Below are 17,043 nucleotides of genomic sequence, written 5' to 3'. Positions count from 1 at the left end.
ATTTACTCGAAACTTTGCACTTTTTTACATTTAACTATCCACTTGTGCAATATTTATTTTTTAAAACTTAACTTTAATTATAAATTTTATATAAAAAGTTGAACCTTATCCTTGGTAGTTAACTCGGACAATGAGTAAACTATAAAGATCACTTAGTGAGGTACCAAATGCAACAGTATGACAATCAACGACATGAGTTTACTCCTCAAGATGTGGAAATAGTCTCAAAAGAGACGCTGTTTCGTGGTTTTTTCAAAATGGTTAAATACACATTTAAACATAAGCTGTTTGAGGGGGGCTGGAGCCAACCAATAGAGCGCGAGATGTTTGAACGTGGACATGCTGCCGCTTTGTTACCTTATGATCCTATTCGTGATGAAGTGGTGATCGTTGAACAGATCCGTGTTGGTGCTCTAGAGCATGAGAACCCATGGCAATACGAAATTGTTGCTGGGATTATTGATACCGATGAATCACCACAAGATGTCGCCCGACGTGAAGCGATGGAAGAAGCGGGCGTTGAAGTCGGATCTGTATTGCCTATCACTTCGTATTACCCTTCATCTGGCGGTTGTTCAGAAAAGCTCGACGTATTTGTTGGCTGTGTTGATGCAACGACAGCCAAAGGGGTACACGGATTGGACTACGAAGGTGAGGACATTCGTGTGCAAGTGATGAGTCGCGAAGCGGCTTATCAGTTGGTAAAAGACGGTGTGTTTGAAAATGGCGCCACGATCATTGCACTACAGTGGCTACAATTGAACTACCAAGAATTACAGTCAGAGTGGATAGATTAACGTCATGCCAAATATAGCAGTCAAAAAACCGTATCATGTTGATCTTGCTGAATTGATGCGAGTTTACGAGACTAACTATGCCAAACTTAACGCTCTGTTACCGGTTGGGCATGAGGTTGGTGACGTTCGCTGTTACCAAGCCGTTAATATGGTGTATCAATTGACAGTGAATGAGGTCACAAAATACACCACTTTAATAGATATATGTCAGAGTGACGCGATGCCAGTGTTTCCTTTGCCAAAAATGTCTGTCAGGCTATATCACGACGCTCGAGTTGCAGAAGTGTGCGCTAGCGGGGATTTTTCGCGAGTCAAAGCGAAATATGACTACCCCAACACTAAGCTTTTGCAAAAGGACGAGAAATTTCAATTGAATAAATTTCTTGGGGAATGGTTAACGTTTTGTTTAAAAACGGGTATCAGCCGAACCCCAATTGCCTTTTAATTGAACCTACTTAAACAACACTTTTAAAGTCTAAACAGTAACGTATCTGGATTTGTTATTTTGGAATTATCACACACTTCAAAATTTGATGAGAGCACTATTAAGCTTGTGCAGCTAACGGACACGCATTTATTTGCGCCGAGCAATGGCAGCTTATTAAGCATCAACACTCAAGATAGCTTTCGTGCTGTAGTCGATGGCATTGTTAGTCAGGGCTTTGACTATCAAGCGATTCTAGCAACTGGTGATATCTCTCAAGATCACAGTGCTGAGTCGTACCAGAAATTTGAGTCAGGGATAGAGCCTTTGGAAAAGCCATGTTACTGGCTACCCGGGAACCATGACTTCAAACCTAATATGGGCAGTGTTTTACCATCTCCACAAATACAGTGTGTTGAGCATGTCTTGCTAGGCGATAACTGGCAGATGGTTATGCTGGACTCGCAAGTGGTAGGTGTACCTCACGGGCGCCTTAGTGATCAACAACTTGATCTACTAGAACAAAAGCTGACTGCATTCCCTGAGCGTAACACCTTGGTTTTGCTGCACCACCACCCTTTACTGGTCGGTAGTGCGTGGCTTGATCAACATAACCTGAAAGATGCTGAGCAGTTTTGGGATGTGGTTCAACAGCACACCAATGTGAAAGCGGTACTTTGTGGTCACGTTCATCAAGATATGAATCGCAATCATCATGGTGTACAAGTCATGGCAACTCCATCGACTTGTGTTCAATTCAAACCAAACTCGAACGACTTTGCGGTTGATACTTTATCTCCAGGCTGGCGAGAGATTGAATTGCACCAAGATGGAACGGTAACTACGCAGGTTCGCCGCTTGCCTAATGGGCAGTTCTCGCCAGACTTTGATGCAGGTGGTTACTAATATGCCGGACTTTAATCAACAAGCCGCTAAGCCATCGCTGCTTCTCTATATTCACGGTTTTAACAGTTCATCACGTTCTCACAAAGCGAATGTGATGGCAGATTACTGTGCGAAGCATCGCGCTGATATTAAAGTCATAACGCCTCAACTACCGAGCTTCCCTCAGCAAGCAGCTCTGCATTTACAGCAGCTGGTGGAGCAATATAAAGATCAATATCAGATAGCGTTGGTTGGTAGCTCATTGGGTGGCTATCTTTCAACATGGCTGAATAGTCATTATGGTTTTAAAGCCGTGGTTGTGAACCCAGCTGTTAAGCCGTATGAGCTTCTTGCTGACTATTTAGGTGAACAAGTTAATCCATACACAGATGAGCGATATGTGCTGGAAACAAAGCATATCAATGAACTGAAGGCGTTAGAGGTTCCGGCTATTGCTCAGCCGAGTGACTTCTGGTTACTTCAGCAAACGGAAGACGAAGTTCTGGATTACCGACAAGCGGTAGAGAAGTACCAAGGTGCAGTACAGACAGTAGAAGAGGGGGGGGATCATAGCTTTGTTAATTTTGAACGCTACCCCCAACAAATCATCACCTTCCTGAATCTTTAATCTGTTTCACTAATCAAGTAATTTTCTCTTGTTTGACTGTTATTTCATCTATCAGTGGTGAAATATCATAGTTTGATGCCTTAGTTTTTGAACTAGCTTGACATCATTACTCAGCTTCCAGACTATATTCCCCAATACTTCGCTCGTTCGCTCTACTATGACGGTTCATAGTAATGATTTCGCTTTAGTTAAACTAGAGCCAGCGAACTGACGCAAACTTTTTGAGTAAACTCCGTATTATGACTGAACAATATAATGCAAAAGACCTCGAGGTACTTGAAGGTCTCGACCCCGTGCGACACCGCCCGGGAATGTATACCGAGACAGAAAGACCAAACCACCTTGCCCAAGAAGTCATTGATAACTCGGTTGATGAAGCACTAGCGGGACACGCTAAGAAGATTAAAGTCGTGTTGCATGCTGACCAATCGTTAGAAGTGACGGATGATGGCCGTGGTATGCCGGTTGATATTCACCCTGAAAAAGGGATCTCAGGTGTTGAGCTGATTTTAACTAAGCTCCACTCTGGCGGTAAGTTCTCGAACAATAACTACAAGTTTTCAGGTGGTTTGCACGGGGTAGGTATCTCGGTGGTAAACGCGTTGTCAAAACGTGTTGAAGTGACGGTTCGCCGTGACGGTCAGGTACATGAAATTGCCCTTGAAGGTGGTCATGCCGTAACGGATCTTACGGTTACGGGTACTTGTGGTCACCGCAATACCGGTACGACGGTGCATTTCTGGCCAGATCCTAAATACTTCGATAGCTCTAAGTTCTCTGTTTTACGTCTTATCAATAATTTGCGCGCTAAAGCCGTACTTTGTCCAGGTTTAGAAATCACCTTTGTCGACAAAGTTGGTGGTGAAGAGCATAAGTGGTTCTATGAAGATGGTCTGAAAGACTACCTTGCCGAAGGTGTGAAAGGTTACACCTTACTGCCTGAGGAACCTTATGTTGGCGAATTCGTTGCTGAAACGGAAATGGCGAACTGGGCGATCATTTGGCAGCCAGAAGGCGGTGATATGATCACCGAGAGTTACGTGAACTTAGTACCAACTAAGCAAGGTGGTACACACGTAAACGGTCTTCGCCAAGGTCTGCTTGATGCAATGCGTGAGTTCTGTGAATTCCGTAACCTTCTGCCGCGTGGCGTTAAGTTAACGGGTGACGATATTTTCGATCGTTGTTCGTACGTACTATCGGTGAAGATGCAAGATCCGCAATTTGCTGGTCAAACAAAAGAACGTCTTTCTTCTCGTCAAACCGCAGCGTTTGTATCTGGTGTGGTAAAAGATGCCTTTAGCCTGTGGTTGAACGAAAAACCGCAACTGGCAGAGCAGTTAGCTGAAGCTTGTATTGCCAATGCTCACCGCCGTATGCGCGCAAGCAAAAAGGTTGTGCGTAAGAAGATCGCTTCAGGCCCAGCATTGCCGGGTAAGCTAACCGACTGTTCAGTTCAAGATTTAAGCCGTACCGAAATCTTCTTCGTGGAAGGGGACTCGGCGGGTGGTTCTGCTAAACAAGCACGTGATCGTGAGTTCCAAGCGGTTATGCCACTTCGCGGTAAGATCCTAAATACTTGGGAAGTGTCAGCAGACCAAGTATTGGCTTCACAAGAAGTACACGATATTTCGGTTGCTCTGGGTATCGACCCTGATAACGATGACTTGTCAGGCCTGCGTTACGGTAAGATCTGTATCCTTGCCGATGCGGACTCGGATGGTCTTCATATCGCGACGCTGTTGTGTGCACTGTTTACTCGCCACTTCCATGCTTTGGTTGAAGCGGGTCATATCTATGTGGCAATGCCTCCTCTGTATCGTATCGATTGCGGTAAAGAAGTGTTCTACGCACTCGATGACGCAGAGAAAGATGGTGTGCTTGAGCGACTATCGCAGAAGAAAGCCAAGATCAACGTGCAACGATTCAAAGGTCTGGGTGAAATGAACCCACTTCAGTTACGTGAAACCACCATGGATCCGAACACTCGTCGTCTTGTTCAATTAACGATTGATGACAACGAAGCGACCAACGAGATGATGGACATGCTGCTTGGTAAAAAACGTGCAGATGATCGCCGTACATGGCTACAGACTAACGGTGATATGGCCGAGGTATAATGGATGTCTAACGAAATTACATATGATGGCGTTGAACAGTTGCCAATGCGCAAGTTCACCGAAGATGCCTACTTAAATTACTCAATGTACGTGATCATGGATCGTGCATTACCGTATATCGGTGATGGCTTGAAGCCAGTACAGCGTCGTATTATTTACGCGATGTCTGAGCTGGGCTTATCCGCTGCATCGAAATACAAAAAATCAGCACGTACCGTTGGTGACGTATTAGGTAAGTATCACCCACACGGTGATTCTGCTTGTTATGAAGCGATGGTATTGATGGCGCAACCATTTTCTTACCGCTACCCATTGGTAGATGGTCAAGGTAACTGGGGTGCACCGGATGACCCGAAATCGTTCGCTGCGATGCGTTATACCGAAGCAAAACTGTCTAAGTTTGCGGAAGTCCTGCTTGGTGAATTAGGTCAGGGAACCGTTGATTGGCAACCCAACTTTGATGGCACCATGAAAGAGCCTCAGATGTTGCCAGCACGCCTTCCTCATATCTTACTTAACGGTATTACTGGTATCGCGGTAGGTATGGCGACTGACATCCCACCTCACAATGTCCGTGAAGTGGCAAACGCAGCGATTCACTTGATTGATACGCCGAAAGCTGAACTTCCAGATGTGATGGGTTTCATTCAAGGCCCTGATTACCCGACAGAGGCTGAGATTATTTCGCCGAAGTCGGACATCGAAAAGATCTACCGTACAGGCCGTGGCAGCATCAAGATGCGCGCGGTATGGCACAAGGAAGGCTCTGATATTGTTATCACGTCTTTACCTCACCAAGTGTCAGGTGCGAAGTTACTTGAGCAAATTGCGAACCAGATGCGAGCTAAGAAGCTGCCAATGGTTGACGACTTGCGTGATGAATCGGATCACGAGAACCCAACGCGTATCGTTGTGGTTCCTCGTTCAAACCGTATCGACTGTGACCAACTGATGAGCCACCTGTTCGCGTCGACGGATCTAGAGAAAAACTTCCGCGTTAACTTGAACATGATTGGTTTAGACAATCGTCCTCAAGTTAAAGGCTTAGTTCAAATTCTGAAAGAGTGGATTGAGTTCCGTCGCTCGACCGTTCGTCGTCGTTTGCAGTACCGTTTAGATAAAGTACTGGCACGTTTGCACATCTTAGAAGGCTTACTTGCTGCTTATCTTAATATCGATGAAGTAATTGAGATCATTCGTACAGAAGACGAACCATGTCCTGTTCTAATGAGCCGTTTCAATATTTCTGAAATTCAAGCCAATGCGATTCTTGATATTAAACTTCGTAACTTAGCTAAGTTAGAAGAATTTAAAATTCGAGCTGAGCAAGAAGAGCTTGAAGCTGAACGTGAAAAGCTTGAAAAGCTACTCGGTTCAGAGCGTCGCTTGAATACGTTGATCAAGAAAGAAATCCAAGCAGATGCTGATAAATACGGCGATGATCGTCGTTCACCTCTGATTGAGCGTGCTGAAGCGAAAGCGCTAACAGAACGCGACTTAGTACCAAGCGAACCAATCACGGTTGTGTTGTCTGAAAAAGGTTGGATTCGTCATGCTAAAGGGCATGAAGTTGACGCTGAAGGCTTGAACTACAAATCTGGTGATAAATTCTTAGCAAGCGCTAAGGGTAAGAGTAACCAACAAGCGGTGTTCCTTGGCAGTGATGGCCGAAGCTACTCCCTTGAGTCACATTCACTACCGTCGGCGCGAAGCCAAGGTGAGCCAATTACAGGCCGCTTGAACGTTAGCCCAGGTACTTCTATTCGCCAAGTGGTGATGGGAGAGAATGAACAATTATGGTTAGTCGGCTCTGATGCGGGTTATGGCTTTGTTTGTAAGGGCAGTGATTTACTGTCTAAGAATAAGAGCGGTAAAGCGTTGGTTAACTTGCCACAAGCTTCTGAAGTGATGTTACCAAGCCCGATTGCTGACTTGGACAGTAACCAGATTCTGGCGATTACGAACCAAGGACGTATGTTGTTGTTCCCGATTAAAGACCTACCTCAGCTGAGCAAAGGTAAAGGCAACAAAATCATCAACATTCCTTCTGCGAAAGCAAAAGAGCGTGAAGAGTTTGTATCGCATCTGATGGCTATACCAGAGAATGCAACGCTGACTATTTACGCGGGCAAACGTAAACTTGGCTTGAAACCTGCGGACCTTGAAAACTTCCGAGGTGAGCGTGGTCGTCGTGGTGGCCTACTCCCAAGAGGTTTACAGCGTGTGACGCGCATCGATATCGATGAACCTAGTGACGCATAGTTTTGATTAAGTTTATCATTAGCTTTGATTAATAAAAGAAAACCCAGCTTAAGAGCTGGGTTTTTTGTGTCTGTACTTTTTGTATCTGTACATGGCGGTTTGAATTGCTAGCTATTAGCGATCAAACTAAATAAAGACTACAGGCGCGTGTCTTCGGTAATGGTGACCTTGAGTGTCTTGTTTTCACCTTTGCGCAACACACCAACATCAATGACAGTACCTGGTCGAAGGTCAGTAACAATGTCCATTACGCTTTGTCGTCCGCTAATTTGGGTATTGTTGATGCTGATAATGATATCTTGTGCTTCAAAGCCGGCATCGGCTGCAGGGCCATTCGGGTCAATGCCTAAGACAACAATACCACCGATGTTCTTAGTGCCCAGCAAGCGTGAAGTCACCGAATTGATGTCTTGTCCGTCGACACCAATATAACCACGAATGACACGACCATCGGCGATGATCTTCTCCATGATTTTATTAGCAAGTGAGTAGGGGATTGCAAATGAGATCCCGTAGGTTTCCATGTCAGTAGCTTGCTGGAAAGACGCGGTATTGATACCGACTAGTTCGCCTTGTGAGTTAACCAGAGCACCACCTGAGTTACCTTCATTGATCGCCGCATCGGTCTGGATAAAGGCTTGATGACCATCGGCACTGATTGAAGAGCGACCGGTCGCCGAAATAATACCAAAGGTCGTGGTTTGCCCTAGGTTGTATGGGTTACCGATAGCTAATACCACGTCGCCGACATTTGCTGTGTAATCTTGATTCAGTGGAATCACGGGTAAGTTGTCACCGCTGACTCTGAGTATCGCGATATCGGTGCGTTTGTCTGAACCGACAAGCTGTGCGGCGGCTACTCGTCCGTCTTGAAGCGCCACTACTATTTGGTCGGCTTGAGCCACAACGTGGAAGTTGGTAATGATGTAGCCTTTCTCGCTAACAATGACCCCTGAACCTAGTCCTTGAGTGAGTAGCTTGTTGCGATCGCTTTCTGCGTATTTACGACTATAAATATTAACCACCGCGGGTGCAGCACGTCGTACCGCTTGGTTAAATGAGATCTGAAGAGATCCAATATTATCGACTTGAGGGTTCGTGACGTCTGCAACAATAGCTGGCCTTAAACTCGGGAATGCGAGAAGAATAAGTGCCGCAGAAACGAGTCCAAGGGAAATAGAACGAAATAGAAAGGACAGCATGTTTCCCTCTTCAACAAGTAAGGTATGGAGCATCCGTCAATGGATGACTGACTTGATTACGAGTGAAGCATAGCATTTTGATTGATCTAAAGAAAAGGGAGACTGAGTAAGTTTAAAGCAAACTTACTGAGCCTCCCTGTAATTACGCTGACGTATGACTATCGAATAACTAGATAGATAGTCCTGTCGCCTCTTTGGATATTAAGCGCCAAAACGCCAGGTTGTTTTTCAAGAATCTGCCTAAATTCAGCAAGGTTTTTAACGGATTGACGGTTTACCCCGATGATGATGTCCTCTTTAAGGAGTTGATAGGCTTCTGCTGGCGAACCTTGAGCGACACTTGATACTTTGACGCCTGTTGCTGAGTCGCTGTCGGTAGTGTTGGTGAGTTCAGCACCGGCAAGTCCTTCATGGAGCTTTTCAGCTTGTGTTTTACTATTGGTGGATTCACCCAGAGTCACATCAAAGGTCTTATTCTTACCGTCACGAACCACGCCTAACTCGATCTGTTTACCTGCACCTAGGGTTGCCACTTTGGCTCTTAACTCGCTAAAGGTGTCAATGCGCTTGCCATTAATCGAAACGATAACATCGCCCGCTTTTAGTCCGGCTTTATCCGCTGCACTGTCGGGTACAATTTGGCTAACAAAGGCACCTTTACTGGATTCGTAACCAAGCGCTTCCGCTAATTCAGAGGTGACCTCTCCGCCTTGAACGCCAAGCATGCCACGTTTTACTTCACCAAAGTCTAGAATCTGTTCTGTCAGATTTGTCATCATATTGGAAGGAATTGCAAAGCCGATACCGACATTGCCTCCGTTAGGGCCTAGGATAGCCGTGTTGATACCAATCAGTTCACCGTTGAGATTCACTAACGCACCACCAGAGTTACCACTGTTGATAGCGGCATCGGTTTGAATGAAGTTTTCAAAGTTCTCTAGATTCAGGCCGCTACGGCCGAGTGCAGATACGATGCCGGATGTTACTGTTTGCCCAAGTCCGAATGGGTTACCGATAGCGACACTAAAGTCACCAACTCTTAGTTTGTCGGAGTCTGCGACTTTTATCTGGGTAAGGTTCTTGGCTTCTTCTAATTTGAGCAGTGCGATATCAGACATTTGGTCTCCACCGATGAGCTCGGCATCGTACTCTCGACCATCGTGAAGTTTTACTTTGATATCGTCGGCACCATTGATGACATGGTAATTGGTGACAATATGGCCTTTCTTGGCATCAATGATCACACCAGAGCCTAGCCCGCGAAATGGACGCTCTCGTGTTTGTTCTGGACCAAAAAAGAATTGAAACTGTTCAGGGATTTGCTGACGTTGTACCTGTTTGCCTTCTACGGCAATACTAACTACAGCGGGGGTCACTTGTTCAAGCATAGGTGCGAGGCTTGGTAATTGTTCATTACCCACACTTAATGGCAGTGCGGCCGTTGCTTGGATGGGGGTGATGATTGAACTTAAGCTTAAAGTCAGTATTGATAAAGCAAGCAAAGGTTTTTTCATCATAAACTCCTCTCTAGTTAAGGTCTTGTTCTTCTCACTACGTGTAATAAATAGGATAAGTTTCAAATGACCTGAGTGAAAGTTATGACTCAAAAACCTTTGTAAAGTTCACAGAAGTGTTAAATGTTTACGATGCTTTTGCTGTTACAACATCGGGAGCATCCATGATTTCTTTCTTCTGCTCTGTAAATAAACCCGTTGCGCCATTAGCGTAATCTTTCGGTTGTTCTTCAAGTGTCGCCTCTTTAACTGAAGGCTTGTCTTGTGATTTGTCCGAATGGGCTGCGGCTGTTTTCACAAATGGATTATCTTGCTCTGGCAAATTAGGGATCAGCTCTGAGCTTGTTTTTTCCATGTGTTGGTACAGTTTTGTGTAGTCCTTACCTAAGGTGTCCAACATTTCTGCTGATTTCGCAAAGTGGTCAGCTAGCTCTTGTCGCTGCTGTTCAAGGGCAAACTTTGCGCTATCTAATTCTTTCTGTACGTTCTTTTGTTTTTTGTATTCAGGTGTCATGAGACGAGAAACAGCGACCCCTAAAATAACTCCGACTAGTAAACCGGCAACGGCATACATCCAAGGCATAACAGCTCCTTATTATTGTTTTTTAACATGTTTGTTACTGCTTAGTTACACGTGATACGGCTCCATGGTACTATGAGAAAGCCGCAGTATAAAGAGAAATGCGTGTGCGCTAGTTAGCAGTTTGATGCTGCATTTTTCACCGCATAGCGACATATCTCGTACTGTTTGGGCTCATTTTTATTTGCTGTCTGATATTGCTTTCATTGTGGAAATGTCGTCATGAATCCCATTAAAAAATACGAACAAGATATAAAAGAACATGGATTTCAAAGAGATCCAGCACAAGAGCAAGCCGTTAAATCTTTAGATGAACTCTTTCATCAATTCCAAGATTACATGAATACGCCTATTCCTCAACTGACTCGATTCCAGAAATTAATGGGCAAAAAGCCAGAACTGCCAGAGCCACCAAAAGGCCTCTATTTTTGGGGTGGCGTCGGGCGCGGTAAAACGTACTTAATGGATACGTTCTACGATGCCTTACCGACCACAAAAAAAATGCGTGTTCATTTTCACCGCTTTATGTATCGAGTCCATGATGAGCTAAGGGCGCTAGGTAATGTTAGCGACCCGTTGCCTTTAGTCGCAGATAAGTTGAAAGAAGAAGCGGATATTATCTGTTTTGATGAATTCTTTGTTTCAGACATCACGGATGCCATGATCTTAGGAACTTTGTTCCAAGAGTTATTCGCTCGCAACGTTATCTTAGTCGCGACCTCTAATATTCCACCTGCGGATTTGTATCGTAATGGGTTGCAGCGAGCTCGCTTCTTACCCGCTATTAAGCTTATTCAAGGCAATTGCCATATTCTTAATGTCGATAGCGGAATCGATTATCGTCTTCGTACGTTAGAACAGGCTGAGATCTATCATTACCCGCTGGATAGCCAAGCGAACATCAACCTCGAAACATATTACGCGCAGCTCGTTGGTGAAGATAAAGAGAAACTCAAACAGATTGAGGTCAATCACCGTCAACTTGATGTAGTCGAAGCAAGCGATGGTGTATTACACGGCACGTTTGCTCAGCTTTGTCAGTCGGCTCGCAGCCAGAATGACTATATTGAACTGTCTAGGGTTTATCACACGGTTCTGCTGGCTGATGTGTTGCAAATGGGCGCGACTTCAGATGACGCAGCAAGACGCTTTATTGCTTTAGTTGATGAGTTCTATGAGCGTAACGTGAAATTGATTATTTCAGCGGAAGTGGAGCTAGAAAAGCTGTATACCCATGGTCAGTTAGAATTTGAGTTTAAACGTTGTCAGTCGCGTTTAATCGAAATGCAGAGCCATGAATATTTGGCAAAAGAACACTTAAGTTAGCTTTGATTATCTCGAATAAGAAAGAGAATTAAAAAAATCGTGATTTTGTTCAAAAAGAGGTGATTTTTTCTTCGCTCTTCTCTATAATCCTGCGACCTACCGTTACTGCGGGCCTCTAGCGATGAGTAAAATCACGTTATGCCAAGAGTTTTCCAACACTCGAAGGGGTGATGATGGTAACTCTTAGACAGTGGGAATACGCGAGTATTCCTTAAGTGTAAATTTTTTAAATAGGTAATTATTAGCATGAAAACTTTCGTTGCTAAACCAGAAACTGTAAAACGCGACTGGTATGTTGTAGACGCTGAAGGCAAAACTCTTGGCCGTCTAGCAAGTGAAATCGCTTCTCGCCTACGCGGCAAGCACAAAGCAGAATACACTCCTCACGTAGACACTGGTGATTACATCATCGTTGTTAACGCTGAGAAAGTAGCTGTGACTGGTAACAAAGCTAAGGGTAAGGTTTACTACCGTCACTCTGAGTTCCCAGGTGGTCTTAAGACTATCACTTTTGAAAAGCTAATTGCTAAGAAACCAGAAATGGTTCTTGAACTAGCAGTTAAAGGTATGCTTCCACGTGGTCCTCTAGGCCGCGCGATGTACCGTAAGCTTAAAGTATACGCTGGTACTGAGCACAACCATGTTGCTCAACAACCACAAGTACTAGACATCTAATTGGGGATTAAGACAATGGCAGAGAATCAATACTACGGCACTGGTCGTCGCAAAAGCTCAGCAGCTCGTGTTTTCATCAAACCAGGCTCTGGTGAGATCGTAATCAACAAGCGTAGCCTTGATGTTTACTTCGGTCGTCCAACTTCTCGTATGGTTGTTAAACAACCTCTTGAGCTAGTTGAACTAACTGAGAAACTTGACCTTTACATCACTGTTTCTGGTGGTGGTATTTCAGGTCAAGCTGGCGCAATCCGCCACGGTATCACTCGTGCTCTTATGGAATACGATGAAACTCTACGTCCTGCTCTACGTGCAGCTGGCTATGTTACGCGTGACGCTCGTTGCGTTGAACGTAAGAAAGTTGGTCTACGTAAAGCACGTCGTAAACCTCAATTCTCTAAGCGTTAATTTTTCCTTACCGAAAAATACACGCGACCAGTTTTATTACTGGAATTGTGGTTCAAAGCTCGGCTATATGCCGGGCTTTTTGTCTTTCTGGCTCCCGCTAAACGCTTCCCCCTCCTCGTTTTATTCCTAAATTCTTATATTTTGAAAGCTTTTGTAACCCAATGTGCGCTTTGCCTCATGATTGTTACAAAAAGGTAGCTTTATCTTGTCAAAAAGTAGGGTTTTATTTATCATTTGCCGTCAATAAATAGAACTAAATACATATTTTGTTAGCCATGCTCTTTAATCGGAATTATTTCAATCCATAAGGAGCAAATGGGAGAATGTTTGGATGAGCAACGCGCCTTTAAATAACGGTCGCAGGCGTTTCTTAACCGCAACAACAGCCGTTGTTGGTGGTTTGGGAGCAGCTGCTGTAGCCGTGCCTTTTATTAAATCATGGAACCCGAGTGCCAAAGCGAAAGCTGCGGGCGCGCCGGTGGAAGTGGAAGTCAGTAAGTTAGAACCGGGACAAATGGTTCGTGTCGAGTGGCAAGGTAAACCTGTATGGGTTGTACGCCGTGCTGAGTCGGTACTAGAGAACCTAAAAGCGATCGGTGGTCAACTTCGTGACCCTCAATCTGAAACTGAACAACAACCAGACTACGCACAGAACGAGTTTCGTTCAATTAAGCCGGAGTTCTTCATTGCTGTTGGTTTCTGTACGCACTTAGGTTGTTCTCCAACTTACCTGCCAGATTCTTTTGCAGAACAAGTTCAGGGCGTTAAGTCTGGTTTCTTCTGTCCTTGTCATGGTTCAAAGTTTGATATGGCAGGTCGAGTATTCCAAGGCGTACCAGCCCCATTGAACCTTGTAGTGCCAAAGCATATGTATTTGAGTGACACTAAGATCATGATCGGTGTGGACGAGGGAGACGCATAATGCAAGGATTGCTTGATTGGGTAGAAAAACGTCTACCCGCAATGAATGCTTATAAAAAGCATTTATCTGAATACCCAATGCCTAAGAACTTTAACTTTTGGTACCTTTTCGGTTCTTTGGCAATGTTGGTACTGGTTAACCAAATCCTTACAGGTATTTGGCTAACAATGAACTACGTTCCGTCTGGTGATGGCGCATTTGCATCTGTTGAATACATCATGCGTGATGTGGAATACGGCTGGTTACTGCGTTACATGCACTCGACAGGTGCTTCGGCATTCTTCGTGGTTATCTACCTGCATATGTTCCGTGGTCTAATCTACGGTTCTTACCAAAAGCCTCGTGAGCTACTTTGGCTCTTCGGTATGTTGATCTTCTTAGTGCTTATGGCTGAGGCTTTCATGGGTTACTTACTACCATGGGGTCAAATGTCTTACTGGGGTGCTCAGGTAATCATTTCTCTGTTTGGGGCGATTCCTGTTATTGGTGATGACCTAACGCTTTGGATCCGTGGTGATTACATCATCTCAGGTGCAACGCTGAACCGTTTCTTCGCACTGCACGTTATTGCTCTACCAATTGTACTTCTGCTGCTTATCGTACTTCACGTACTAGCACTGCACGAAGTGGGTTCGAATAACCCAGACGGTATCGAGACTAAGCTTCCTAAAGGCACTATGGGCGACGACTACAAAACTCAGTTCCCATTCCACAAGGATTACACTAAGAAATACGACATCATTGACTCTGTTCCTTTCCACCCATACGGGACGGTGAAAGATATGGTCGGTGTTGCTGGTTTCCTATTCTTGTTCTGTTACGTGCTGTTCTTTAACCCAGAGATGGGTGGGTACTTCCTTGAGCCGCCTAACTTTGAAGCTGCTAACCCACTGAAAACACCTGAGCATATTGCTCCAGTTTGGTACTTCACGCCGTTCTACGCTGTACTTCGTGCTGTTCCTGATAAGCTGATAGGTGTAGTTGCAATGGGTGCATCTATTGTTGTGCTATTCCTACTGCCATGGTTCGACCGTTGTAAAGTGCGTTCTTACCGTTACCGTAGCAAACTGCATTTGATTAACATCATCCAATTCACAATAAGCTTTATTGCGCTTGGTGTACTTGGTGCGCTTCCAGCAACGCCAACGTATACGCTACTGGCTCAGATCTTTAGCTTAGGTTATTTCATGTTCTTCGTTCTACTGTGGTTCTACAGTAAAAATGAAGCAACGAAACCATTACCAGAAAGGGTGACATTCAAATGAAAAAGTGGATTGTAATTTTATTTGCTATGTTGCCGTCACTGGCGATGGCAGCGGGTGCAAGCGTACCATTAGACAAAGCAAACAATGATTTAACAGATAAAGCCTCATTGCAAAATGGCGCTAAGATGTTCATGAACTACTGTTTTGCTTGTCACTCAACGCAGTACCAGCGTTATGAACGTGTTGCGAATGATTTAGAGATCCCTGTAGATCTAATGAAGGAAAACCTGATTTTCGACCCTGAAGCGAAAATCGGTAGCTTGATGGTTAATGCTATGCCCTCTGATCAAGCGGCAAGTTGGTTTGGTGCTCCGCCACCAGATCTAACTTTGGTTGCTCGTGTTCGTGGCGCAGATTGGCTATACACGTACCTTCGTACCTTCTATGAAGACCCATCTCGTCCGTTTGGCGTGAACAACATTGTTTTCCCAAGTGTCGGTATGCCGCACGTTCTTGAAGAGCTGCAAGGTATTCCAACACCAATCTACGATACTCATATGGTAGATGGCGAGGAAGTGACTACTGTTGTTGGCACTGAAACTGACGGTTCTGGTGAATTAAGTGCTGGTGAATACGACGAAGCAGTTCGTGACCTTGTTAACTTTTTGGTTTACTCGGGCGACCCAGTTCAACTTGAGCGTCATGCAATGGGTTGGTGGGTAATGGCCTTCTTAGTAATCTTCACTATCATCGTGATTTTGCTGAAGAAAGAGTATTGGCGTGATGTGCACTAATTATGCTATAATACCGTGCTAATTCCCAAATTATGTTAATGTTCAATGGAGGCTTTAGGCCTCCATTGTTTTTATTTAAAGTGTACTGGAGGGCTCCATGGCTGTAGCTGCCAATAAACGTTCTGTAATGACTCTTTTCTCAAGTGCTTCTGATATGTATAGCCATCAGGTGCGCATTGTTCTTGCTGAAAAAGGCGTAAGTGTTGAAGTTGAGTTGGTTGATGAAAAAAATCTACCAGCAGAGCTTGTTGAACTGAACCCGTACAAATCAGTACCTACTCTTATTGATCGTGAGCTTGCTTTATATGACTCAAAGATCATTATGGAGTACTTAGATGAGCGTTTCCCTCATCCACCGTTGATGCCTGTATACCCGGTTGCTCGTGGTAATAGTCGTCTAATGATGTACCGCATTGAGCGTAACTGGTATTCAGTTGCAGAGAAGATCGTTAAAGGCAACGCTGAAGAGTCTGAAGCAGCTCGCGTTAAACTGCGCAACGACCTACTGACTCTTGCTCCTATCTTCGCTGAGTATGAATACTTCATGAGCGAAGAATTTAGCCTAATTGATTGTTACCTAGCTCCGCTACTATGGCGTTTACCTGAGCTTGGTATCGAATTAATTGGCCCTGGTTCTAAAGAGCTTAAGATTTACATGAACCGCGTATTCGAACGTGATTCATTCCTAGCTTCTCTAACTGAAGCTGAGCGTGAGATGCGACTCGTTCGCTAAGCGTTTATGGATATTTCAAATATGACTCCACGCCGACCATATATGCTTCGTGCATTTTATGAATGGCTGGTTGATAACGAATTAACTCCACACCTTGTTGTTGAAGCAACATTACCGGGTGTAAGAGTTCCAGAAGAGTTTGTTCAAGATGGTCAGATCATTCTGAACATCGCGCCTCGTGCGGTTGGACAACTTGAACTGGGTAACGAAGCTGTGACGTTTAGTGCTCGCTTTAGTGGTCGTCCACACTCTGTGATCGTGCCGCTTTACGCAGTACAAGCGATTTATGCTCGTGAGAATGGTGCTGGTACCATGTTTGAACCTGAAGAGGCTTACATGGAATCTTTTGAAGAAGGGATTGAAGAAAGTCCTTTTGAAGAACAAGAGAAAGGCCCATCTTTGAGCGTAGCAACGGCAGACGTAGATGCTGAAGAGCCTGACTCAGATCCTGAGCCTCCTCGTCCAGCAAAAGGTCGCCCAAGCCTTCGTGTTATCAAATAACGTTAGCTAAATAACGACTCAAATAAAAAAGCAGCGACTCGTCGCTGCTTTTTCTTTTCTGCTAAAT

17 protein-coding genes are annotated in these 17,043 nt (G+C 44.7%); 14 read left to right on the top strand and 3 right to left on the bottom strand.

Features of this window, described 5'->3' with window-relative positions; all coding sequences use genetic code 11:
• Window positions 1–167 precede the first annotated feature (167 nt).
• From nudF to parC, 6 genes are all read left to right on the top strand, one after another.
• A complete protein-coding gene (gene nudF / locus L3V33_RS21305; protein ID WP_065207220.1) occupies window positions 168–797 on the top strand; it encodes an ADP-ribose diphosphatase in 630 nt (209 codons plus the stop codon).
• Window positions 798–801: 4 nt separating this feature from the next.
• On the top strand, window positions 802–1,242 hold the full coding sequence (locus L3V33_RS21300; protein WP_008222561.1) for a DUF1249 family protein: 441 nt from the start codon (window positions 802–804) through the stop codon (window positions 1,240–1,242).
• Window positions 1,243–1,302: 60 nt separating this feature from the next.
• Window positions 1,303–2,127, top strand: coding sequence for a 3',5'-cyclic-AMP phosphodiesterase (cpdA, locus tag L3V33_RS21295; protein WP_102573282.1), 825 nt, complete (start codon window positions 1,303–1,305; stop codon window positions 2,125–2,127).
• 1 nt (window position 2,128) lies between these two features.
• On the top strand, window positions 2,129–2,734 hold the full coding sequence (gene yqiA, locus L3V33_RS21290) for an esterase YqiA (RefSeq protein WP_237291154.1): 606 nt from the start codon (window positions 2,129–2,131) through the stop codon (window positions 2,732–2,734).
• A 239-nt stretch (window positions 2,735–2,973) separates the two neighbouring features.
• A complete protein-coding gene (gene parE / locus L3V33_RS21285) occupies window positions 2,974–4,854 on the top strand; it encodes a DNA topoisomerase IV subunit B (RefSeq protein WP_009848965.1) in 1,881 nt (626 codons plus the stop codon).
• Window positions 4,855–4,857: 3 nt separating this feature from the next.
• Window positions 4,858–7,116 (top strand): DNA topoisomerase IV subunit A, encoded by a 2,259-nt coding sequence (gene parC / locus L3V33_RS21280; RefSeq protein WP_237291153.1) that lies wholly within the window; start codon window positions 4,858–4,860, stop codon window positions 7,114–7,116.
• Window positions 7,117–7,253: 137 nt separating this feature from the next.
• Here parC and degS read toward each other — a convergent pair whose 3' ends face one another.
• The 3 genes from degS to zapG all read right to left on the bottom strand — a co-directional run bounded on the left by degS (window position 7,254) and on the right by zapG (window position 10,415).
• Complete coding sequence (degS, locus tag L3V33_RS21275) at window positions 7,254–8,318, bottom strand: outer membrane-stress sensor serine endopeptidase DegS (RefSeq protein ID WP_086050091.1); 1,065 nt, start codon at window positions 8,316–8,318, stop codon at window positions 7,254–7,256.
• 158 nt (window positions 8,319–8,476) lie between these two features.
• Window positions 8,477–9,832, bottom strand: coding sequence for a DegQ family serine endoprotease (locus tag L3V33_RS21270; protein WP_237291152.1), 1,356 nt, complete (start codon window positions 9,830–9,832; stop codon window positions 8,477–8,479).
• 127 nt (window positions 9,833–9,959) lie between these two features.
• Window positions 9,960–10,415 (bottom strand): Z-ring associated protein ZapG, encoded by a 456-nt coding sequence (gene zapG / locus L3V33_RS21265; protein WP_102539550.1) that lies wholly within the window; start codon window positions 10,413–10,415, stop codon window positions 9,960–9,962.
• A 219-nt stretch (window positions 10,416–10,634) separates the two neighbouring features.
• On the opposite strand from zapG, the gene zapE reads away from it, so the two are divergent.
• The 8 genes from zapE (at window position 10,635) to sspB (ending at window position 16,976) form a co-directional block, all read left to right on the top strand.
• The gene (gene zapE / locus L3V33_RS21260) at window positions 10,635–11,738 is read left to right on the top strand and encodes a cell division protein ZapE (protein ID WP_017077674.1); all 1,104 of its coding nucleotides are present in this window, start codon (window positions 10,635–10,637) and stop codon (window positions 11,736–11,738) included.
• A gap of 246 nt (window positions 11,739–11,984) precedes the next feature.
• Window positions 11,985–12,413, top strand: a complete 429-nt coding sequence (gene rplM / locus L3V33_RS21255) for a 50S ribosomal protein L13 (RefSeq protein ID WP_010434689.1) — start codon at window positions 11,985–11,987, stop codon at window positions 12,411–12,413.
• Between the two features lie 15 nt (window positions 12,414–12,428).
• Window positions 12,429–12,821, top strand: a complete 393-nt coding sequence (rpsI, locus tag L3V33_RS21250) for a 30S ribosomal protein S9 (RefSeq protein WP_004740758.1) — start codon at window positions 12,429–12,431, stop codon at window positions 12,819–12,821.
• A gap of 331 nt (window positions 12,822–13,152) precedes the next feature.
• Window positions 13,153–13,743: a ubiquinol-cytochrome c reductase iron-sulfur subunit gene (gene petA, locus L3V33_RS21245; protein WP_017072804.1), complete on the top strand. Its 591-nt coding sequence runs from the start codon at window positions 13,153–13,155 to the stop codon at window positions 13,741–13,743.
• Window positions 13,743–15,008: a cytochrome bc complex cytochrome b subunit gene (locus tag L3V33_RS21240; protein WP_004729830.1), complete on the top strand. Its 1,266-nt coding sequence runs from the start codon at window positions 13,743–13,745 to the stop codon at window positions 15,006–15,008. The genes petA and L3V33_RS21240 overlap by 1 nt, the downstream gene beginning before the upstream one ends.
• The gene (locus L3V33_RS21235; protein WP_054547824.1) at window positions 15,005–15,742 is read left to right on the top strand and encodes a cytochrome c1; all 738 of its coding nucleotides are present in this window, start codon (window positions 15,005–15,007) and stop codon (window positions 15,740–15,742) included. Before L3V33_RS21240 ends, L3V33_RS21235 begins: the two co-directional genes overlap by 4 nt.
• Before the next feature lie 97 nt (window positions 15,743–15,839).
• Window positions 15,840–16,475, top strand: a complete 636-nt coding sequence (sspA, locus tag L3V33_RS21230; RefSeq protein ID WP_010434700.1) for a stringent starvation protein SspA — start codon at window positions 15,840–15,842, stop codon at window positions 16,473–16,475.
• Window positions 16,476–16,481: 6 nt separating this feature from the next.
• Window positions 16,482–16,976 carry a ClpXP protease specificity-enhancing factor gene (sspB, locus tag L3V33_RS21225; RefSeq protein WP_017087501.1) on the top strand — a complete coding sequence of 165 codons (495 nt, stop codon included), beginning with the start codon at window positions 16,482–16,484 and terminating at the stop codon, window positions 16,974–16,976.
• Window positions 16,977–17,043: the final 67 nt, after the last annotated feature.

Origin of the sequence: Vibrio sp. A2-1 (assembly GCF_021728355.1) — a bacterium.
Classification (GTDB): domain Bacteria; phylum Pseudomonadota; class Gammaproteobacteria; order Enterobacterales; family Vibrionaceae; genus Vibrio; species Vibrio splendidus_K.
The sequence above is the reverse complement of the archived record's forward strand: the minus strand, read 5'-3'. Positions and strand labels throughout refer to the sequence as shown.

Excerpts from the sequence above, each read along its gene's own strand:
- L3V33_RS21270 (WP_237291152.1), bottom strand. The coding sequence starts at position 9,832 with ATGAAAAAACCTTTGCTTGCTTTATCAATACTGACTTTAAGCTTAAGT.
- parC (WP_237291153.1), top strand. The coding sequence starts at position 4,858 with ATGTCTAACGAAATTACATATGATGGCGTTGAACAGTTGCCAATGCGC.
- L3V33_RS21300 (WP_008222561.1), top strand. The coding sequence starts at position 802 with ATGCCAAATATAGCAGTCAAAAAACCGTATCATGTTGATCTTGCTGAA.
- zapG (WP_102539550.1), bottom strand. The coding sequence starts at position 10,415 with ATGCCTTGGATGTATGCCGTTGCCGGTTTACTAGTCGGAGTTATTTTA.
- yqiA (WP_237291154.1), top strand. The coding sequence starts at position 2,129 with ATGCCGGACTTTAATCAACAAGCCGCTAAGCCATCGCTGCTTCTCTAT.
- degS (WP_086050091.1), bottom strand. The coding sequence starts at position 8,318 with ATGCTGTCCTTTCTATTTCGTTCTATTTCCCTTGGACTCGTTTCTGCG.
- nudF (WP_065207220.1), top strand. The coding sequence starts at position 168 with ATGCAACAGTATGACAATCAACGACATGAGTTTACTCCTCAAGATGTG.
- rpsI (WP_004740758.1), top strand. The coding sequence starts at position 12,429 with ATGGCAGAGAATCAATACTACGGCACTGGTCGTCGCAAAAGCTCAGCA.
- L3V33_RS21240 (WP_004729830.1), top strand. The coding sequence starts at position 13,743 with ATGCAAGGATTGCTTGATTGGGTAGAAAAACGTCTACCCGCAATGAAT.
- petA (WP_017072804.1), top strand. The coding sequence starts at position 13,153 with ATGAGCAACGCGCCTTTAAATAACGGTCGCAGGCGTTTCTTAACCGCA.
- sspA (WP_010434700.1), top strand. The coding sequence starts at position 15,840 with ATGGCTGTAGCTGCCAATAAACGTTCTGTAATGACTCTTTTCTCAAGT.
- zapE (WP_017077674.1), top strand. The coding sequence starts at position 10,635 with ATGAATCCCATTAAAAAATACGAACAAGATATAAAAGAACATGGATTT.
- parE (WP_009848965.1), top strand. The coding sequence starts at position 2,974 with ATGACTGAACAATATAATGCAAAAGACCTCGAGGTACTTGAAGGTCTC.
- sspB (WP_017087501.1), top strand. The coding sequence starts at position 16,482 with ATGGATATTTCAAATATGACTCCACGCCGACCATATATGCTTCGTGCA.
- L3V33_RS21235 (WP_054547824.1), top strand. The coding sequence starts at position 15,005 with ATGAAAAAGTGGATTGTAATTTTATTTGCTATGTTGCCGTCACTGGCG.
- rplM (WP_010434689.1), top strand. The coding sequence starts at position 11,985 with ATGAAAACTTTCGTTGCTAAACCAGAAACTGTAAAACGCGACTGGTAT.